The 19,951-nt window shown below is 63.3% G+C and carries 18 protein-coding genes; 9 read left to right on the plus strand and 9 right to left on the minus strand.

Translation table 11 applies throughout. The annotated features are described in order from the left end of the window. Nucleotides 1-61: 61 nt before the first annotated feature. Nucleotides 62-1,954, plus strand: a complete 1,893-nt coding sequence (locus tag AAEO60_RS04870) for a potassium transporter Kup (protein WP_341672514.1) — start codon at nt 62-64, stop codon at nt 1,952-1,954. Between the two features lie 70 nt (nt 1,955-2,024). Further along, the gene (locus AAEO60_RS04875; protein WP_341672515.1) at nt 2,025-3,344 is read left to right on the plus strand and encodes an APC family permease; all 1,320 of its coding nucleotides are present in this window, start codon (nt 2,025-2,027) and stop codon (nt 3,342-3,344) included. A gap of 10 nt (nt 3,345-3,354) precedes the next feature. On the opposite strand, the gene AAEO60_RS04880 is transcribed toward AAEO60_RS04875, so the two are convergent. From AAEO60_RS04880 to AAEO60_RS04900, 5 genes are all read right to left on the minus strand, one after another. Further along, complete coding sequence (locus AAEO60_RS04880; protein ID WP_341672516.1) at nt 3,355-4,026, minus strand: inner membrane-spanning protein YciB; 672 nt, start codon at nt 4,024-4,026, stop codon at nt 3,355-3,357. Further along, a complete protein-coding gene (gene ftsY, locus AAEO60_RS04885) occupies nt 4,026-4,889 on the minus strand; it encodes a signal recognition particle-docking protein FtsY (RefSeq protein WP_341673546.1) in 864 nt (287 codons plus the stop codon). Before ftsY ends, AAEO60_RS04880 begins: the two co-directional genes overlap by 1 nt. Before the next feature lie 281 nt (nt 4,890-5,170). Then, nucleotides 5,171-6,340, minus strand: coding sequence for a MiaB/RimO family radical SAM methylthiotransferase (locus tag AAEO60_RS04890; protein WP_341672517.1), 1,170 nt, complete (start codon nt 6,338-6,340; stop codon nt 5,171-5,173). Between the two features lie 13 nt (nt 6,341-6,353). Beyond that, entirely contained in the window at nt 6,354-7,166 is an 813-nt protein-coding gene (dapF, locus tag AAEO60_RS04895) for a diaminopimelate epimerase (RefSeq protein ID WP_341672518.1), read from the minus strand. Between the two features lie 50 nt (nt 7,167-7,216). Continuing rightward, complete coding sequence (locus AAEO60_RS04900; protein WP_341672519.1) at nt 7,217-8,854, minus strand: putative bifunctional diguanylate cyclase/phosphodiesterase; 1,638 nt, start codon at nt 8,852-8,854, stop codon at nt 7,217-7,219. 127 nt (nt 8,855-8,981) lie between these two features. Between AAEO60_RS04900 and AAEO60_RS04905 the strand changes: the two genes are divergently transcribed. Together AAEO60_RS04905 and AAEO60_RS04910 are read left to right on the plus strand one after the other, a co-directional pair. Then, nucleotides 8,982-9,392, plus strand: a complete 411-nt coding sequence (locus tag AAEO60_RS04905) for an EVE domain-containing protein (protein WP_341672520.1) — start codon at nt 8,982-8,984, stop codon at nt 9,390-9,392. Nucleotides 9,393-9,481: 89 nt separating this feature from the next. After that, nucleotides 9,482-9,652, plus strand: coding sequence for a CsbD family protein (locus AAEO60_RS04910; RefSeq protein WP_341672521.1), 171 nt, complete (start codon nt 9,482-9,484; stop codon nt 9,650-9,652). 60 nt (nt 9,653-9,712) lie between these two features. Here AAEO60_RS04910 and AAEO60_RS04915 read toward each other — a convergent pair whose 3' ends face one another. After that, nucleotides 9,713-11,368 (minus strand): thiamine pyrophosphate-binding protein, encoded by a 1,656-nt coding sequence (locus tag AAEO60_RS04915; RefSeq protein WP_341672522.1) that lies wholly within the window; start codon nt 11,366-11,368, stop codon nt 9,713-9,715. 217 nt (nt 11,369-11,585) lie between these two features. On the opposite strand from AAEO60_RS04915, the gene AAEO60_RS04920 reads away from it, so the two are divergent. Continuing rightward, nucleotides 11,586-11,726: a hypothetical protein gene (locus AAEO60_RS04920; RefSeq protein ID WP_341672523.1), complete on the plus strand. Its 141-nt coding sequence runs from the start codon at nt 11,586-11,588 to the stop codon at nt 11,724-11,726. A gap of 4 nt (nt 11,727-11,730) precedes the next feature. Here the strand turns inward: AAEO60_RS04920 and AAEO60_RS04925 are convergent, their stop codons facing one another. Beyond that, nucleotides 11,731-13,059 carry an MFS transporter gene (locus AAEO60_RS04925; protein WP_341672524.1) on the minus strand — a complete coding sequence of 443 codons (1,329 nt, stop codon included), beginning with the start codon at nt 13,057-13,059 and terminating at the stop codon, nt 11,731-11,733. A 119-nt stretch (nt 13,060-13,178) separates the two neighbouring features. Between AAEO60_RS04925 and pgsA the strand changes: the two genes are divergently transcribed. Continuing rightward, nucleotides 13,179-13,772: a CDP-diacylglycerol--glycerol-3-phosphate 3-phosphatidyltransferase gene (gene pgsA, locus AAEO60_RS04930; protein WP_341672525.1), complete on the plus strand. Its 594-nt coding sequence runs from the start codon at nt 13,179-13,181 to the stop codon at nt 13,770-13,772. A gap of 40 nt (nt 13,773-13,812) precedes the next feature. Further along, the gene (locus tag AAEO60_RS04935; RefSeq protein ID WP_341672526.1) at nt 13,813-15,264 is read left to right on the plus strand and encodes an amidase; all 1,452 of its coding nucleotides are present in this window, start codon (nt 13,813-13,815) and stop codon (nt 15,262-15,264) included. 7 nt (nt 15,265-15,271) lie between these two features. Here AAEO60_RS04935 and AAEO60_RS04940 read toward each other — a convergent pair whose 3' ends face one another. Next, nucleotides 15,272-16,168: a hydrogen peroxide-inducible genes activator gene (locus AAEO60_RS04940; protein ID WP_341672527.1), complete on the minus strand. Its 897-nt coding sequence runs from the start codon at nt 16,166-16,168 to the stop codon at nt 15,272-15,274. Beyond that, the gene (rnd, locus tag AAEO60_RS04945) at nt 16,165-17,433 is read right to left on the minus strand and encodes a ribonuclease D (protein WP_341672528.1); all 1,269 of its coding nucleotides are present in this window, start codon (nt 17,431-17,433) and stop codon (nt 16,165-16,167) included. The genes AAEO60_RS04940 and rnd overlap by 4 nt, the downstream gene beginning before the upstream one ends. 190 nt (nt 17,434-17,623) lie before the next feature. Here rnd and aspS point away from each other — a divergent pair, with 190 nt between their 5' ends. Next, nucleotides 17,624-19,405, plus strand: a complete 1,782-nt coding sequence (gene aspS / locus AAEO60_RS04950) for an aspartate--tRNA ligase (RefSeq protein ID WP_341672529.1) — start codon at nt 17,624-17,626, stop codon at nt 19,403-19,405. A 64-nt stretch (nt 19,406-19,469) separates the two neighbouring features. Further along, a complete protein-coding gene (locus AAEO60_RS04955) occupies nt 19,470-19,934 on the plus strand; it encodes a hypothetical protein (RefSeq protein ID WP_341672530.1) in 465 nt (154 codons plus the stop codon). Nucleotides 19,935-19,951 lie beyond the last annotated feature (17 nt).

Here is a 19,951-nt window from a genome sequence, read left to right on the forward strand (position 1 = left end):
TATTCGCTGCTAACGCGCCCGCTTCGCCGCCCCGTAGGGGCCAGATGGGCTTTAAATCCAGATGAGTGCAACCGGACAAGACCGGGAAACTGCCAAGTTCAAACTCGCTGCAGGTGCCATCGGCATCGTCTTCGGCGATATTGGCACGTCACCCCTCTATGCATTCCGCGAGACCTTTCGCGGGGCGCACGAGATGCCCATCGACAACCTGCACGTCCTGGGCGTGGTCAGCCTGATTTTCTGGTCGATGACGCTGATCGTAGCGATCCAGTACGTCACCATCCTAATGCGGGCGGACAACAACGGACAGGGCGGTAGCCTCGCGCTTGTCGCCCTGCTGTCGCGCTCGATGGGCAAGACGAGTTACGGCTGGCTGGTGGTGCTGCTGGGTGTGGCCGCCACGGCGTTATTCTACGGCGACTCGATGATTACCCCTGCGATCTCCGTGCTATCGGCGGTGGAGGGGCTTACAGTGGTGAACCACCAGCTGGATCGCTACGTGATCCCGATCGCTCTGGTGCTCCTGATCGGCCTGTTCGTCCTGCAGAAGCGCGGCACGGCGAAAGTCGGGGCGCTGTTTGCACCGGTTATGATCCTCTATTTCACGGTGATCGCCGGACTGGGGATCGTGCAGATATTCAACACGCCGGAAATCCTTTGGGCCTTCAATCCCTGGTATGCGGTGCAGTTCTTCCTCGAAGAGAAGGTCTTCGCATTCCTTGCGCTGGGTTCCGTCGTCCTTGCGGTGACCGGTGCCGAAGCACTCTATTCGGACATGGGCCACTTCGGTCGCGGACCGATGAAGCTGTCATGGTTCGGCTTCGTCATGCCTTGCCTGTTGCTCAACTACTTCGGCCAGGGAGCGATGATCCTGGGCCTGGGCGATGCGGCGGCGGAAGAGGCGATCATGAACCCGTTCTTCTACCTCGCGCCTGAGGCCTACCGCCTGCCGCTGGTGATCCTGGCGACCTGCGCCACCTTCATCGCCAGCCAGGCGGTGATCTCGGGCAGCTTCTCGATCACCCACCAGGCGATCCAACTGGGCTTCGTGCCGCGCCTGTCGATCCGCCACACCAGCGACGAGCATTCCGGCCAGATCTACATCCCGGTCATCAACTGGGCGCTGATGTGCGCGGTCATCCTGCTGGTGCTGACCTTCCAGAACTCGTCCAACCTCGCCAGCGCCTACGGTATCGCGGTGACGGGCGCGGTGACCATCGACACGCTGCTGATGGGCGTCTTGTTCATCGGTGTTTGGAAATGGAAGAAATGGATCGCCATTCCCGTCGTGGTGCTGTTCCTGATTGTTGATGGAGCCTACTTCGCGGCGAACCTCACCAAGGTTCCGGACGGTGGCTGGTTCCCGCTGTTGGTGGGGGGTGTCGCCTTCACCATCCTCACGACCTGGTCAAAGGGACGCAAGCTGATGCGGGCGCGCATGACCGAGGCTGGGTTGCCACTGGATATCTTCGCCAAGTCCGCCAGGTCGAGCACGGCGCGCGTGCCGGGCACGGCGATCTTCATGAATTCCGGCTCTACCGGAACACCATCGGCGCTCTTGCACAACATCAAGCACAACAAGGTGCTGCACGAACGCGTCGTTGTGCTGACGGTGAAGATCGAAGACGTGCCCTACATCGAAGAGGACGAGCGATGTAGCATCGAGGAACTGGGCGACGGCTTTTTCCGCGTCATCCTGCGCTATGGCTTCATGCAGGAAACCGACGTGCCGATAGCGCTGAAACGGCGCGAGATGTGCGGCGGTCCGTTCGACATGATGCAGACCAGCTTCTTCCTCAGCCGCCAGACGCTGCTTGCGGCGGACAAGCCGGGCATGATGGTCTGGCGCGAGAAGCTGTTCGCCTGGATGATGCGCAACGCGGCCACGCCCATGGAGTTCTTCCGCCTGCCGACGAACCGCGTGGTGGAGCTGGGCAGCCAGGTCGAGATTTGACCGTTCCGTCCTGCTGACATAGCGTCAATTGTCCGGCGCCCATCCTGCTCGCTGTGACAGGGGGGCATCGATGAACACAGAACAACAGCACGCGGCGGAGCATCCGGCAGCGCATAGGCCGCTTGGCCTGGCCATGAGCCTCTCGCTTGTCATAGGCACCATGGTTGGCAGCGGGATCTACTTCCTGCCCTCGTCACTCGCGCCACTGGGGTGGAACATGGTGCTGGGCTGGGTGATCAGCGGGGCAGGTGCGCTGTGCCTCGCAGTAACCTTTCGCTACCTGATCGACGGCACCGGCGCGGGGATGCAGCACAATATCGAGCGGGTGATCGGCGAGGTGCCAGGATTCCTCGGCCTGTTCGCCTACTGGGCATCGGGCTTTACCTCGATTGCTGCCCTGGTGATTGCAGGCGGATCGATCATCTCCGGATTCCTCTATGACGATGCCCCGACCTGGGTTGGTGTTGTCGCCGCCTTCGCATTGCTCGCCCTTATCACGGCGGCGAACCTGATCGGCACGCGCACGGCGGGCTGGGTGCAGGTGGCGTCAGTGGTGATCAAGCTGATCCCGTTGGTGCTGGTGATCGGCGCGGTGGCCTGGGTCTTCGGCGGATCGGGACAGGTGCAGCCGATGGCACCGGCTCAAGTAAGCATGAACAGCGTGTCCGGTGCCGTGGCGCTGACCTTGTTCGCATTTCTCGGTTTCGAAGCGGCCACCATCCCGGTGAACAAGGTCGACAATCCCAGGCGCAACATTCCCATCGCCCTGATTGGCGGCACTTCGCTGGTGGTGGTACTCTACCTGCTTGTCAGCGTGGGACTGGTCCTCGTCATGCCGTGGCAGGACATCGCCGCCTCATCCTCGCCCATATCCGATGGTCTTGGGGTCCTGCTGGGCCCGGTGTCGGGAACGCTGGTGGCGCTTTGCATCCTTGCAAGTGTGACCGGCTGTGCCAACGGCCTGGTCCTGATAGGAGCGGATTGCACCTATTCCATGGCGCTGCGCCGCGAGATGCCGCAGTTCTTCACGCATACCAACGCGCGTGGCGTGCCCGTGTGGGGCGTGGTGGCCCAGGTGCTGGTGATCGCCGTGCTGATCCTGGCCAATACCTCGCGCGGCCTGTCGGGCATGTTCACTTTCATGGCCCTGCTGACCACCGGCGGCGTGCTGGTGTTCTATGTAATGGCGGTGATCGCGGCGGCGAAGGAGAACCGCAAGATGGCGCGTTGGCCGGTGCTGGTGCTGGGCATGATCTTTGCCGGGTTCACCATATACGGCTCCGGCCTGGAGACGAGCATGTGGGTGCTGGTCCTGCTGTTGATCGCCATGGTGGTCCGCTGGCTGTGCCAGCGCGGACGTCCGCTAGAGGCGGAAGCCAGTACATCCTGATTACCGAGGCTCAGCCCGGCGGCGGGGTGTCGTCGGCAGGATCGTTGTCCTCCACGCTCAGCCCGTGGCGCATCAGCATGGGCACCTGGGTGAATGTGAAGAGGAAGGTCAGCGGCATGAACAGCCACAGCTTCATTTCCAGCCAGGTCTCGAAGCTGACAAGGTAGAGCAGCGCGGTGTTGAGCACAGCGAGGACAATGAAGAACAGGCCCCAGTTGCGCGACAGCTTCAGCCAGCCCTCGTCGGTGAGCCCTTCGAATGCGGCTTCCAGCAGCACCTTCAGCAGCGACTTGCCCTTGGCGTATCCCAGCAGCAGCACGACGGCGAATAGCACGTAGATAATCGTCGGCTTCCACTGGATGAAACGTTCGTCCTGGAAGTAGATCGTGAGCGCGCCGAATCCGACGATCAACAAGGTCGACATCCACAGCATGGGACTGACCTTGCCCAGCATGAACTTGCTGACGGCCAGCGCCACCACCGAGGCAACGACGAAGGCGCCCGTGCCATAGATCACTGCGAGCGTACTGAGCGCGGCAAATGTCAGCTCGTCTGTGACCACGTCAGAGTCGGGCGAGTAGTACTTGTAGACGAGGAAGAAGATCAGCAGCGGGCCATAGTCGACCGCGACATTGAGCCAGCCGCTCTTGGGCTTCTTCGCTTCGGGTGCTGCGTCAGTCATCATGCCACTCCAGCAATGACCTTGGCGACCAGGTCGGGATCGAAGGGACGCAGGTCGTCCAGTGTTTCGCCAACGCCGATGGCGTGGATCGGCAGGCCGTATTGTTCTGCCGCTGCTACCAGCACGCCGCCGCGCGCGGTGCCGTCGAGCTTGGTCATGATCAGGCCGGTGACGCCGGCCACTTCCTTGAAGATCTCGATCTGGCTGAGCGCGTTCTGGCCGTTGGTGGCGTCGAGCACCAGCAATACGTCGTGCGGTGCTTCGGGATTGAGGCGGCCCAGCACTTTGCGGATCTTGGCGAGCTCGTCCATCAGCTCGCGCTTGTTCTGCAAGCGACCGGCAGTGTCGACGATCAGCGCGTCGATACCGGTATCTGTCGCCTGCTTCACCGCGTCGAACACGATCGAGGCCGGGTCTCCGCCCTCGGGGCCGGTCACAATCGGCGCTCCAATGCGGTCTGCCCAGACCTTCAGCTGGCCGATGGCGGCCGCGCGGAAGGTGTCGCCGGCCGCCAGCATGACGCCGTAGTCTTCTTCCTGCAGCCAGTGGCCCAGCTTGGCGATGGTGGTGGTCTTGCCGCTGCCGTTGACGCCGATCACCAGGATAACCTGCGGGCGCGGGAAGGCGGTGATTTCGAGCGGCTTGGCGACGGTGCGCAGGATAGCGGCGATTTCCTCCGCCACGGCTTCCTTCAGCTCGCGCTCGGTGATCTTCAGGCCGAAACGCTTTTCCGCCAGCTTGGCGCGGATGCGCGCGGCGGCGCTGGGACCGAGGTCGGAAACGATCAGCGCGTCTTCCACCTCGTCCAGCGTCGCGTCGTCCAACGTCGCCGTGCGCATGGTGGTGGTAACCTTGGCGACGATTGAAGCCGGTTCCGGTGCAGCTGCAGGGGGTGGTGCTGGAGCTGGTGCCGGAGTTGGTGCCGGTGTCGGAGCAGGCGCCGCGACGGGCTCAGGTTCTGGCTGCGGTTCTGGTTCGGGAACAGCCTCCGGTTCGGGAGCAGACACGGCTTCGGGCTCCGGCTCGGGCGCTGCTTCCTCTTCGGCGGCCGCTTGTTCCTCGTCCACCACGGCAGACAGGTTCTCGGACAGCCGGTCCGAGGTCTTGCGAAAGCCTCCGAACAGTCGTTCCGTCCAGCTCTTGCTCACAGCAGCAGACCTTCCTCGACGCGGCTTGGCGTCACAGCAACAATGGTTCCACGCGGCGTGCCATCAGGCACCGCCACCCGTGCGAAGTTCCCCGCATAGCCTGTGCCATCGGTCTCGGTAAGGACCGAAAGGGGTGTGCCCACAAGGCTGTCGAGCCAGGCGGCGCGCGCCTTTGCCACGGCAGCGCGAAGCTCGGCAGCGCGCGTCTTGATCACGGCCTTGTCGAGCTGCGGCATGCGCGCGGCGGGCGTGTTGGGGCGGGGCGAGTAGGGAAAGACGTGACCGTGGACCACGGGCAGTTCTGCGACGATGGAGCAATTGTCCGCGTGGTGCGCCTCGGTCTCGGTCGGGAAGCCTGCGATCAGGTCTGCCCCGACGGCGATTTCCGGGCGCGCGGCCTTCAGCCGCTGCACCAGGTCAATCGCGTCATGACGCAGGTGGCGGCGCTTCATGCGCTTGAGGATCAGGTCGGAACCGTGCTGTAGCGACAGGTGCAAGTGCGGCATGACGCGCGGCTCATGCGCGAACAGGTCGAACAGCAGCGGATCGATCTCGACCCCGTCGAGCGAGGACATGCGCAGGCGCTGGAGCTGCGGAAAGGCATTGAGCACGGCGCCCACCAGTTCGCCCAGCGGCGGGGCGTCCGGCAAGTCGTGCCCCCAACTCGTGACGTCGACTCCGGTAAGCACCACTTCGGGCGCACCTTGGTCGAGGTGGCGCTCAACCTCGCGCAGTACCTGCGCAACGGTGAGCGAACGGCTTTCCCCGCGTCCCTGCGGGATGACGCAGAAGGTGCAGGCGTGGTTGCAGCCGTTCTGCACCGCGATGAAGGCGCGGGTGTGCTGAGGCGGTACGGGCTCGACCGCCTCGGGCACGTTCCACGCGCGGGCATCCAGCTTTTGCGTGTTGGGTACCAGCCCATCGACCTCGGGCATGGCGGCCAGCTGTTCGCGTTCGATGTCTGCGGCGCAGCCGGTGACCAGCAGGCGCGCATCGGGCCGCACGCGGCGGGCCTTGCGGATCGCCTGGCGGGTCTGGCGCACGGCTTCCATGGTGACCGCGCAGGAATTGACGACGATCACGTCCTCGTCAGCCACGAGCGTGCGGATGCGTTCGCTCTCGGCGATATTGAGGCGGCAACCCAGGGAAATGACTTCTGCGCCCATCAGGCCCAAACCCTCACGAGTATTCACTCCAGTCGAAGGTGCCGCGGAAGCTCTCGGCGGCCGGGCCGGTCATGGTAATACGGTTATCTTCGCCCCAGCCGATGACGAGCGGTCCGCCCGGCAGGTGCACGGTGACCTCGCGTTCGGTCAGCCCGCGCCGCATGGCGGCGACCGCCGTGGCGCAAGCGCCCGTGCCGCAGGCCCGCGTCAGGCCGGCTCCGCGTTCCCAAACGCGAAGGCGCAGCGTGTGGCGATCCTCTATGGTGGCGACGTTGACGTTGATGCGATCCGGAAACAGCGGGTCGTGCTCGATCTCGGGTCCAAGCTGGTCCAGCTGCACCACGTCGTTGTCCTCGACGAAGAAGACGATGTGCGGGTTGCCGACGTTCACTGCAACCGGGTGCTCCAGACCATCCCAGCCTACCGGCAGCGAGAGCGTGTCCATGGCGTAGGCGAGGGGGATGGTGTCCCAGTCGAGGCGAGGTTCGCCCATGTCGACGGCTATGCCGCCTTCGCTGGCGCGAGTTTCCAGCAGGCCGCCAGAGGTGGCGATGCGGGCATTGCCGCCGGCCAGCATGCCCACGGCGCGCGTGGCATTGCCGCAGGCTTCCACCTCGCCGCCATCATGGTTGTAGATGCGCATGGTGAAGTCGGCGTCTTTTGCCGGCTCAAGGACGATCAGCTGGTCGCAGCCGATGCCGGTGTGCCGGTCCGCCAGGGCGGCAGCGACTTGCGGCGTCATGGCGGCAGGCAGCGGCGTCTCGCGTGCGTCGAGCACGACGAAATCGTTCCCCAGTCCGTGCATCTTGATGAATTCGACGCGCATGAGCGCCACCTAGGGGCGCGAGGGCCGCTGCGCAATGGCGCGTGACCTGCTTAGCTTGCCCTTCGCTGCTCGCTCGCAAGGGCGGTCGGGGCTCCGGCGCTGTCGCCCAGCATGTTGAGTTCGGCCAGGCGGCGGCGCGTGGTCTCGGCATCTTCAGGCTTGCCATAGAGGTAACCCTGGCCTTTCAGCTCGCCCATTGTCTGCAGATGCTGCAGGACATCGTTGCTCTCGACGCCCTCTGCCGTAATCGGCAGCGACAGGCCCTTTCCGAGCGACACGATGGCCTCCACCAGTTCCTTGCCATTGGCTTCGCCCGAAAGCTCCGTGACGAAGCTGCGGTCGATCTTCAGCCGGTCGAAGGGCAGCGAACGCAGCTGCGACAGACTGGAATAGCCGGTGCCGAAGTCGTCGAGGCTGATCTTGACACCCTGGTTCTTCAGGCTCGAGACGATCGAGCGCACCGCGCCAATGTTCTCGTGCAGGCAGCTTTCGGTGATCTCGATTTCCAGCCTCGCAGGCGGGAAACCGGCTTCGACCAGCAACTGGATCAGCTTCTGCGCAAACCACGGATCGCGCAGCTGGATGGGCGAGATGTTGACCGAGAGCGTCAGGCTCTGGTCCCATTGCTTGGCGTCCTGCAAGGCTTGGCGGATCAGGCACTCGGACAAGATGCCGATCGCGTCGATTTCCTCGGCAATCGGGATGAAGATTTCGGGACTTACGAGGCCGTATTGCGGGCTCTGCCACCGGGCGAGCATTTCGAACCCGACCAGCTTGCCGCTCTCGAGGTCGATCTGCTGTTCGTAGTAGGGGACGAATTCGCCTGCCGCGATGCCCTTTCGGATGCCCGCTTCCAGCTCGTTGCGGAAGCGCAGTTCGTCTTCCATCTGCGGTTCGAACCAGAAGGAGCGGTTCCGCCCGCGCTTCTTGGCATGGTACATGGCGATATCGGCGCGGTGGATCAGCGTTTCGGCGTCTTCCGCCGTGGCTTTGGCATGTTCCGTGCCGGACTCGGCAAGGCCGATTGAAACCGTCGCCTCTACCGTCATGTTATTGAGTTCGATCGGTGCCGATACATGCCGGATCACGCCGGCGACCACGTCATCGACATGGTCCCGCGCGCCGAAATCGAAGGGCATGGCGCAGGCAAATTCGTCACCGCCGATCCGCGCAAGGATGGCGCTCTCTGGCAAGGCTTCTTGCAGGCGTGTGGCGACCGCGGTGAGCACACGGTCACCCGTCTGGTGGCCGTTCAGGTCGTTGATCTGCTTGAAGTTGTCGAGGTCGATCATCATCACCGCGATCTCGCGTGAAGTGCCGGAGAGTTCCCGTCGCAGGGCCTCCATCGCCGGCGGGCCGCTGCGGCGATTGAGACAACCCGTCAGCGGATCACGCTCAGCCAGGTCGCGGGCGCGCTCCTCTGCGGCACGGCGCTCGCCGATTTCGTGATTCAGGTCCTTGTAGCGTCGCCAACCGAAAATCAGCAGGGCAATGTTGAGCAGTACGGCGTTGGTCAAGAGCAGGTCGGGCGAGTTGCCATGGCCCATCCAGGCGCGGACAATCTGCGGCATGATCGTGCCGCCCGTACCGACAAACAGGATGATAGCTGCAATCGCAATCCCCAGCGCGATGACGTCGCGCTCGGCGTTGCCGATCTGCCCCTTTTCGGGTGCCGGTTTGCTCTTCAACTGCTTTCTCAAAGCCCAGTGTCCCCAGTTCTCGGAGCAGGCTTATCCGGCAACATGTTCAATATCAGGTTAATTGCCCGAGCAGGCATTACCAGCTAGTGGGCGGCCGAAGCGAAAGGAGAGACAATTGCCCAATTACTGGCTGATCAAGTCCGAACCATTCAAGTATTCCTGGGAACAGCTCGTTGAGGATGGCGAGACCGTGTGGGACGGCGTTCGCAACCACCGTGCGGCCAACAACCTGCGGGCCATGGAGGTGGGCGACCAGTGCTTCTTCTACCATTCCAACAAGGGTCTCGAGATTGTCGGTATTGCCGAAGTGAGCGAGGCCGGATTGATCGATCCCACCGATCCCGAAGGCAAGTGGCCGACGGTGAAAGTGAAGCCGGTGCGCGAGCTGGACAGCTATGTCACGCTCAAGGCGATCAAGGCGAATGCAACGCTCGAGGGGATCGAACTGGTCCGGCTGGGGCGCCTGTCCGTGGCTGAAATACGGCCAAGCGAGTGGAAAGAAATCCTTGAAATGTCAAAGACCTAATTCGGAACAATTCCGGTGTTGAGGCCGTTGGGAAGGTAAGGGGCAGGCGATGAACGCCGCCCGCCAACACTGACCAACGGAGGTTCCCCATGGGTGAACTCAAGGAAAAGATCAAAGGCAACGTCAACGAAGCCATCGGCGAGGTGAAGCAGGAATCGAAGGATCCCGAAACCCGCAGCGAAGGCAAGAAGCAGGAAGCCAAGGGCAAGGCCCAGCAATTCAAGGGTGAAGTCGAAGGCAAGCTCGGCGACGACATCTGATCTCAGTCAGCCTGAGACACCGAGAGGCCGCTCCGCAAGGGGCGGCCTTTCTGCTTTGGGCTAGCTGTCGCGCAGGCCGCTGACGGTCGCGCCACCGGCGGAAAGCTGCTCGATATCGGTGATGCAGTGGATCAGGCGGACGCCCTTGCGCCCCATGGCCTCTTCCAGCGCTGCATCGAACTCCGCATTGGTCGCCACGCGCTTGCCCCAGCCGCCATAACTTTCCGCCATTCGCGTGAAATCCGGGTTGGCGAGGTGCGTAGACGCCTCGCGGCCGGGATATTCGCGCTCCTGGTGCATGCGGATCGTGCCGTAGGTGGAATTGTCGAACAGGATCACCAGCAGGTCGAGCCCGTACTGGGCGGCGGTTGCCAGTTCCTGCGCGTTCATCAGGAAATCGCCGTCACCGGCGGCAGCGACGACGCAGCGGTCCGGATGGCGAAGCGCGGCTGCGACGGCTGCGGGAATGCCATAGCCCATGGCGCCAGCCGTGGGGGCCAGCTGCGAGGGGTAGCCGGCATAGGGCCAGTAGCGGTGCCACCACCCGGCGAAATTGCCTGCGCCATTGCAGATGATCGCATCGACGGGCAGCAGGCGGCGACACGTCGCCATGGCCAATGCCAGGTCGAGATCGAATTGCGCTTCCTCGCGCGGGGAGTTCCACGCGAGCCACTCTGCATGCGCTTGCGCGCCGCAATCGAAGTCGATCAGGTCACCGTCGTCCCACAAGGCGGCGCTCTCGGCGAATTCGGCCATGTCGGCGCAGATAGGCAGGTCGGTGCGGTAGACGCGGCCAAGCTCGTTGGGGTCGGGATGGACGTGAATCAGGACCTGGTCGGGGTGGTCGGGCGTCACCAGCGTATAGCCGTCGGTGGTCGCCTCTCCCATCCGGCCGCCCACCACCAGCAGCAGGTCTGCCGCCTTCACCCGCTGCACGAGCTTGGGGTTGGGCCCGTAGCCGAGGTTGCCGGAATAGATTGCCGACGACGGCGGAATCGAATCCTGCCGCCGGAAGGCCGTGGCAACCGGGATGCCGATCCGTTCGGCGAACTCGGTGAAGTAGTGCCGCGTACGCTCGTTCCACCCGGCACCGCCGACGATTGCGAGCGGCGCCGCCGCATCGCCGATCAACTGCATCATCGTGGCCATGACATCAGGGCAGGGCGCTTGCGCGGGCTTGGTCACGGCGGGGCGCACCGGGGCGGTGATGCCCTCTTCGTGTAGCATGTCCTCCGGCAGGGCGAGCACGACAGGTCCGGGGCGCCCGGAGATGGCCGTCGACCAGGCGCGGGCAATGTATTCCGGGATGCGGTTCGCATCGTCGATCCGCGCTGCCCATTTGGCGATCGGGGTGAAAAAGGCGGGGAAGTCGACTTCCTGGAAACCTTCGCGGTCGCGCATTGATCGGTCGACGTCACCGATGAACAGGATCATCGGCTGGCTGTCCTGCATGGCGACGTGCACGCCAATGCTGGCATTGGTGGCCCCCGGGCCGCGGGTGACGAAGGCGATCCCAGGCTGGCCGGTCATCGCGCCGTCTGCACAGGCCATGAAGGTAACGCCGCCTTCCTGCCTGCAGGTGACGGTCTGGATCGCCTGGCAATCGCTGAGCGCGTCGAGCACGGGCAGGAAGCTTTCGCCGGGAACGGTGAAGGCGCGCGTTGCGCCTTGTTCCACGAGGCAGTCGACAAGCAGGCGGGCAGCGGTCTTGGTCATCATCCAGCAGTTAGCCGCGCGCCGCGGAAGCGGCAACCGGTTACGCACGATACCAACCATCGCGACGCGAGTTGCCAACCGTCCCGATGGTGGACAGAGGCTGTTGGGGGTATCGCCAAACATTACCAAAAAGTTAAGATCGGCGCCCATGAGAAGAGCACTGGTCCTAACTACCGAGTCGGCCCGGCACCCGTTCCGGGCATCGCTTCCTCCGCACGTGCTGGCACGTGCGAACGAGATCGAGCCGATGGCTCCGTGGCGCAGACGCTTCGCTCTCGGCCTGACGCGGCAGGACCTGGAAACAGTCGCGGCGACCTATGCTGCGGGCTTCATCGCCACCATCACCTTTATCGCCTGAGAGCCTAACCTGCCGAAGCAGCGGCCATGTTCGCCTGCTTTTCAGCCTTGTAGAGTACGCCTCCCAGCCAGGCGGACATCAGGCACATGATCGCGCTGAGCAGCACCTGCTCCACCAGCGGAACACCCACGGCGCTCAGCCCGCCGGCGATCAGCGATCCGATCACCATGGCCCCCGAATTGACGATGTTGTTCGCCGCCACCGCCCGGCTGGTGGCTGATGGCGCCACGCGGGTTGTCAGGAAGGCATAGAGCGGCACCACGAACATGCCGCCGAATACGGCGATCAGCAGCAGCGAACCCACCAGCAGCCAGGCCAGCGGCCAGGACAGGAAGGTCGCCGTATCCATCAACTGGCTGGTGTCGACATCCGCCTGCCAAAGCCGGCACACGCCGTAGAGCGCGGCCACCATGGCGCCCATGGCCAGCACCGAGGCTGGCGCATAACGGGCCGAGACCTGCCCTTTCAGCATGAGGTTTATCGCCACCGAGCCGATGGCGACACCGATGGAGAAGACCACCAGCATCAGGCTGGCGACTTCCTTGCTGGCCATCAGCACGTTCTTGGCCAGCGGCGGAAACTGGATGAACAGGACGGCGCCGATGGTCCAGAAGAAGCTGATAGCCAAGATCGCAAAGAACACCTCGCGATTGCCCATGGTGTCCTTGATCAGCCGGAACGAGCTGCTCAGCGGGTTGAAGTCGATCTTCTCGATCTCGCCCATCGGCGGCGCAGTCGGGATCTGCTTGCTGGTGAAGAAACCGATCACGGCGAAAATGACCACACCTACTGCGGCAGCTTCTACCGAGATGAAGCCCGCCAGGATTGTGCCGGTCATGATGGCGATGTAGGTGCCGGCCTCAACTAGCCCGGTGCCCGCGAGCACTTCTTCCCTCTTCAGGTGCTGCGGCAGGATCGAATACTTGATCGGGCCGAGGAACGTGGAGTGGGTGCCCATGGCGAACAGCGCCAGCATCAGCAGGGGCAAGGCCAGCGTGGTCACCATGATCCCCTGCCAGGCAAGAATTAGCCCGGTTGCGCCGACCGTCATGATGACGATCTCCGCTGCTTTCACGATCCGGATTATCCTTGCCTTGTCGCGCATGTCAGCCAATTGGCCTGCGAGGGCGGACAGCAGGAAGAAGGGCAGGATGAACACACCCGATGCCAGGGCGCTGAAATTGGTCTCGTCCTCTGCCGAACTGTAAATGCTGTAGACGACGAACAGCACCATGGCATTCTTGTAGAGGTTGTCGTTGAAGGCGTTGAGCAGTTGGGTGCAGAACAGCGGCAGGAACCGGCGTTGCTTGAGCAGGTGGGGAGAGGTGAACATGATACCTTCGTGCTGCGCCCGCCGGGCGGTTGCGCAGCGGTCTACCGGCTTTTCCGGCAATGTGCAGCCTGAACTGTGTCTTTTGCCCGCCAGCATTACCGGCTAGGACAGGTTCCAACATGTGGACCTTGCCCAACATCCTGACGCTCAGCCGTATCGTTGCATTGCCTTTGCTGGCCTTCCTGCTGTGGTGGCCCGGTTGGGAGCTCGGCTTCCTGCTGGCATTCGCGCTCTACTGCCTGATGGGTATTACCGACTATTTCGACGGCATGCTGGCGCGTTCGAGCGGGGCGGTGAGCAAGCTGGGCATTTTCCTCGATCCCATCGCCGACAAGATCATGGTGGCCACGGTGATCCTGGTGCTGGCGGCCCAAGGCATCTTGCGCGGCCCCTACGTGGGCGACGCACACGTCATCGCCGGCCTCATCATCCTGATCCGCGAGATCGCCGTTTCGGGCCTGCGCGAATTCCTCGGCGGCCTTCAGGTCAGCGTACCGGTGTCCAAGCTGGCAAAGTGGAAGACCACCTTCCAGCTGGTCTCTCTCGGATCGTTGATCCTCGGGCAGGGCCTGCCGAGGTGGAACATCGTCGCCGCAGAGGTGGCGCACAACGTGCCGCATACGGTGGGGCTGGTGACGCTTTGGGCAGCTGCGATCCTGACGGTGGTCACCGGCTGGGACTACCTGCGGGTCGGCCTGAAGCACATGGATTAGAACTGCTGCTCCTGTCGGAGCATCCTTGGGGGAGGAAACAATGCCGGACACCAACGTGGCCCTTGCTCCGGCAAGCACACAGCTTGAAATGCTGCGCAGCGGCGACATCAGTTCAGAGGAACTCCTCGACCTGTTTCTCGCACGGATCGAAAAGCACAATCCGGCGATCAATGTGGTGATAGCCTTCGACCTCGACCGCGCCCGTAGCGAAGCAAGGGCAGTCGATGCGGCGCGTGCCCGGGGCGACGAATTGCCGCCGCTTGCGGGCCTGCCAATCACCATCAAGGAGTGCTTCGAGGCCGTCGGATTGCCCGCGACTTGCGGCTTTCCCTTCCTCGCTGATCATCGGCCTTCCGAAGATGCCGACGCGGTAAAGGCTCTGCGCGATGCGGGGGCGATCATTCTTGGCAAGACCAACCTGCCGCAGGGCGCGAGCGACTGGCAGAGTTTCAACCCGATCTACGGACTCAGTCGCAATCCCTGGGATCACGATCGTTCGGTCGGCGGCTCGTCCGGCGGATCGGCAGCCAGTGTGGCCATGGGCTTCACGGCGTTCGAGCTCGGCAGCGACATCGGCGGTTCGATTCGCATCCCGGCGCATTTCTGCGGCGTCTACGGGCACAAGAGCTCCTACGGCCTGGTTCCCATGCGCGGGCATATTCCCGGCATGCCCGGCGCGCTTTACGAAGTGGAGCTCGGCGTTGCCGGGCCGCTGGCTCGCAGCGCCAAGGACCTTGAAATGCTGCTGCCCGTGCTCGCAGCGCCCGACAAATTGCCCCTGCTGTCCGCACCGCGACATGAACGCCTGGAGGACTTTCGCATCGGCCTGTGGCTGGGGGAAGGATCGGATTACCTGCTCGACGATGGCGTCAGGCAGGAACTGGAAGCCTATGCCGAGCGCCTGACAGCAGCAGGGGCAAGGGTTGAGCGTGTTTCCCTGCCGGTCGATCCGGACGAAAGCCTCGAAATCTATCTCAACACGCTATTCGCCATCGTCGGCGCCGGTGCTCCCGGCGAGGCGGACGAGTTCGCCAAGTATATCGACAGCGATCCGACCGGGATGGCCGACAAGATGGTCCGCTACATGCGTTGCACGCTGCCCGAGTGGTTCGAACTGCAGGACAAGCGCGAGCATCTTTACCGCAAGTGGGCGTCCTTCTTCGACGAATACGATGTCCTACTGACCGCGCCCGTACCCATCGTCGCCTTCCCGCACATGGCGGACGGCGAGGGTGTCCATTCCGAACAGCTCGAGCGCCGCATAATCGTCAACGGGAGGGAGGAGCCCTACCTCGATTTCAGCTGGCAGGGTCTCGCGACTGTTGCCAAGCTCCCGGCTACCATCGTTCCGACCGGTGGCGCGTCAGACGGAATGCCGGTCGGCTTGCAGGTCATCGGCCCGTTCATGGAAGACCTGACGCCAATTCGCTTTGCCGTCTTGGCGGAAGATGCCCTCGGCGGCTTTTCCCCGCCGCCTGATGCCGAGGACTAAGTCTGGGTCATCCCGCCCGCAATTCCTCTGCCAGCATTCTGAATTCCTCCGAACGCGGCGAGTTGGCGCGCCAGACCAGGGCGATCTCGCGGCTGGTGTGGGTACCCTTCAACGGGCGGGCGACGACTTCGGTCTCGTGCAGGATCCCGGCGTCGATGGCCATTTTCGGCAGCATGGTGAGGCCAAGCCCGTTGTCGACCATCTGTACCAGCGTATGCAGCGAAGTGCCGATCATGGTGGCCGAGGCGCGCAGTTCGGGCCGGTTGCAGGCGGCCAGCGCATGGTCGCGCAGGCAGTGGCCGTCTTCCAGCAATAGCAGGCGGCCTTCGTCGATCATCATCGGCGGGATCTCCGCCGGCGGGTCACGCGGATCGTCCTTGGGAAAGGCAACGTAGAGGTCGTCCTCGCCGATCGTTTCCTTCTCCACATCACCGGTGGCGAAGGGCAGGGCCAGCAGCACGCAGTCGGCGCGGCCATGGTGTAGCGATTCGATGGCGTGGTCGCTGGTTTCCTCGCGCAGGAACAGCTTGAGCTGCGGACGCTCCTTGCGCAGGCGCGGCAGGATGCGCGGCAACAGGAACGGCGCGATGGTGGGGATCACGCTCATGCGCAATTCGCCCGACAGCGGCTTGCCCGCGGCCTGCACCAGTTCCGCCAGCTCTTCCGTTTCGCGCAGGACGCGGTGAGCCTTGGCGACGACGTTGTTGCCCAGAGGCGTGAACCGCACCACGCGGCGACTGCGCTCGACAAGGGTCACGCCGAGAAGTGATTCCAATTCTCGGATGCCCGCTGAAAGCGTTGATTGTGAAACGAAACTTGCCTCTGCCGCACGACCAAAGTGCTGGTGCTCGTGCAGCGCGACGAGATACTGCAGCTGCTTGATCGTAGGGAGGTAAGTGCTCACTGCGATGCCGTTACGGCTTCTGCCCCGCCTTCACCTTCAACCTCGTCGTCAACTGCGGTCTCGGTATTGTCGCCGTGTACCACGGCATCGCCATTGGCGACATCGTCGATGTGGGTCATCTTCAGGCGACCTTTTTCGACTGCGAAGGCCAGCTTGCCTTCGACCAGATCAAGCGCATCCTTGCCGAACACTTCGAACCGCCAGCCGTCGAGTACCTCCAGCTTGCGCACGCCCGCTGCCAGGGCTTCCAGCTCGTCAGACTTGGTGAGCAGCCGCGAGGCCACGTCGATTTCCCGCGCGCGGATCTTCAGCAGCAGTTTCAGCAGGTCCGCCACCAGTGCGCCTTCCTTGCCCAGCGGCGCACCGCGCTTGGGCTTCTCGGGCATTTCTGCCGGGTCGAGCGGTTCGGCATCGCGCAGCACACGCATCAGCCGCTTGCCGATGTCGTTTTCCTTCCAGGCGTTGGACAGTCCGCGTACCTTGGCGAGATCGGCCTGCTTCTTCGGCGGGTGGCTGGCGAGGTCGGCGAGCGTCTCGTCACGAATGATGCGTCCGCGCGGGATGTTCTTGTCCTGCGCTTCGGTCTCGCGCCAGGCGGCCAACGCCTTGAGGCGGCCCAGCACCTGCGGATTGCGGCCGGGTGCCCGGATCCGCCGCCAGGCGAGGTCGAGGTCGTTGGCGTAGTTCGCTGGATCGGCCAGCTTTTCCATTTCGGCGTTCAGCCAGTGGCCGCGATCGGTCTTGATCAGCTTCTTGAGCATGCGGGGGAAGATCTTGGCGAGATAGGTGACGTCGCCGATGGCATATTCGATCTGCCGCTCGGTCAGCGGGCGGCGCCCCCAGTCAGTGAAGCGCGCCCCCTTGTCGATGGTCTTGCCCAGCCAGCTCTCGACCAGGTTGGCATAGCCGATCTGCTCGCTCTGGCTTATCGCCATCATGGCAATCTGGGTGTCGAAGATGGGAAAGGGCGTCTTGCCGGTGAGATTGTAGACGATTTCCACATCCTGCCCGCCGGCGTGGAAGATCTTCAACACCTCGTCATTCTCGGTCAGCAGTTCGAGCAGCGGGGACAAATCGATGCCGTCAGCCAGTGGATCAATGGCGGCGGCCTCGTCCTCGTTGCCCACCTGCACCAGGCACAGCATCGGGTAATAGGTGTTCTCGCGCATGAATTCGGTGTCCACGCACACGAATTCCCCCTCGGCAAGGCGGGTGCAGAGGGCTTCGAGGTCTTTGGTCTTGGTAATCAGGGGATGGATTTGCATATCGTCTTTTCTGTCTGGCCGGTTCACCGTCCTGCGGCTCAGCGGGGCCATCAAGGTGGTTCACCTTGACAAAAGGCACTGCTTCGCCTGTTAGCGCGCGCATGAATCTGGCCCTGATGAATCATGCAAGGGGCCAGCGCAACGCATGCGCGCCCTTAGCGCCATAACCCGTGAAATGAAAAGAGTCCCCATGCACGCCTATCGTACCCACAACTGCGCAGCGCTGACCAAGACCGACGTTGGCGAGACCGTTCGCCTGTCCGGCTGGGTGCACAACAAGCGCGATCATGGCGGCGTGCTGTTTGTCGACCTGCGCGACCATTACGGCATCACCCAGGTGGTGGCTGACAGCGACAGCCCGGCGCTGCCAGTGCTCGAGCGACTTAAGCTGGAATCGGTCATCACCATCGACGGCGACGTGAAGGCGCGTGCTGCCGAAGCCGTGAACCCGAACCTGCCTACTGGCGAGATCGAGGTCTTCGCCCGCGAGATCACGATCCAGAGCCGCGCCGAGGAACTGCCGCTGATCGTCAACTCGGCGGAAGACTATCCCGAGGAAGTGCGCCTCAAGTACCGCTTCGTCGACCTGCGCCGCGAGCGCGTCCACGCCAACATCATGCTGCGTAACCGCGTGATCACGTCCCTGCGCCGTCGCATGACCGAGCAGGGCTTCAGCGAGTTCCAGACGCCGATCCTGGGTGCCTCCAGCCCCGAGGGCGCGCGCGACTACCTCGTTCCCAGCCGCTTGCACCCGGGCCGTTTCTACGCGCTGCCGCAGGCGCCGCAGATGTTCAAGCAGCTGCTGATGGTCGCGGGTTTCGATCGCTACTTCCAGATCGCGCCCTGTTTCCGCGACGAAGACCTGCGCGCCGACCGGTCACCGGAATTTTACCAGCTCGACTTCGAGATGAGCTTCGTGACGCAGGAAGATGTGTTCCAGGCCATCGAGCCGGTGCTGGCCGGCGTGTTCGAGGAATTCGCCGACGGCAAGACCGTGACGCCCGCCGGTGAATTCCCGCGCATCCCCTACGCCGAGACCATGCTAAAGTACGGCACCGACAAGCCCGACCTGCGCAACCCGCTGGTTATTTCGGACGTCACTGCGCACTTCGAGAAATCGGGCTTCGGACTGTTCGTGAAGATTGTCGGCGGCGGCGGTGTGGTGCGCGTGATCCCCGCGCCGAACACGCACGAGAAGAGCCGCAAGTTCTTCGACGAAATGAACGACTGGGCGCGCAAGGAAGGCTTTGCCGGTCTTGGCTATGTTACCCGCAAGCAGGGCGAGTTCGGCGGCCCGATCGCCAAGAACCACGGCCCCGAGAACATGCAGAAGATCTATGACGAGCTGGGACTCGGCGAGAACGACGGCCTGTTCTTTGCGGCGGGCAAGGAAAAGGACGCCGCCAAGCTGGCCGGTGCCGCGCGCACCCGCGTTGGCGAGGAACTGGGCCTGATCGAAAAAGGCTGCTTCAAGTTCTGCTGGATCGTCGATTTCCCGATGTTCGAATACGACGAGGACCTCAAGAAGATCGACTTCAGCCACAACCCCTTCTCGATGCCGCAGGGCGAGATGGAAGCGCTTGAGACGCAGGACCCGCTTTCGATCAAGGCCTGGCAGTACGACATCGTCTGTAACGGCTACGAACTGTCGTCGGGTGCAATCCGGAACCACCGTCCGGACATCATGTACAAGGCCTTCGAGATCGCGGGCTATTCGAGGGAAGACGTCGACGCGAACTTCTCCGGCATGATCGAGGCGTTCAAGCTGGGTGCCCCGCCGCACGGCGGTTCGGCCCCGGGCATCGACCGCATCGTCATGCTGCTGGCTGACGAACCGAACATCCGCGAGGTGATCGCTTTCCCGCTCAACCAGAAGGCGCAGGACCTGATGATGGGCGCGCCGAGCGAAGTGTCGGCACGCCAGCTGCGCGACGTGCACATCCGCACGGTCGAACCGCCCAAGCAGGGCTGATCCGCCACGTTCGTGGGATCGAGGTATCGCTCCTGCGGGGATAAGTGCCCCGCAGGAGGCGTTGATGCACGATACGATTCCCCGTGTAGACTGGCTGCTCAAGCCGCCGGGACTCATTCGCAGCGCGGCCTGCTATTCGGCTTTCCTCATCGACGGGCGCCTGCACCTACTGCGCAGCGGGCCGGGATGGCAGAAGCTTTCCGATGCCTATGCCATTGTCGGAAACGTCGTCGTCGATCGGCAGATCGCGAAGAATCGCGCCTTTCTGCAGCAGATGCAGGGGTGGGATCTCGCGCGTGACGTGCCGCAGCGGGCGGAGATCAGCTATCGACTGGACGCGCTCGAAAGCGTCTCGGTGAAGGAATATCCCCATGTGCACATTGCGGAAATTCGCATCAAGGCGCGTGAGGGGGAACCCGGAAAGATAAGGCTGGTGGCGCAGGATTTGCTGGGTGATCCGCAGCAGCGCAGGGCGTTCTTTGCGCATATCCCGGCGCGGGAAGACGCCCATGCCCTTGGCAGCGGCTGACGCGGCCCCATATTTCA

This window comes from Aurantiacibacter gilvus, assembly GCF_038289935.1.
Lineage (GTDB): Bacteria > Pseudomonadota > Alphaproteobacteria > Sphingomonadales > Sphingomonadaceae > Alteraurantiacibacter > Alteraurantiacibacter gilvus.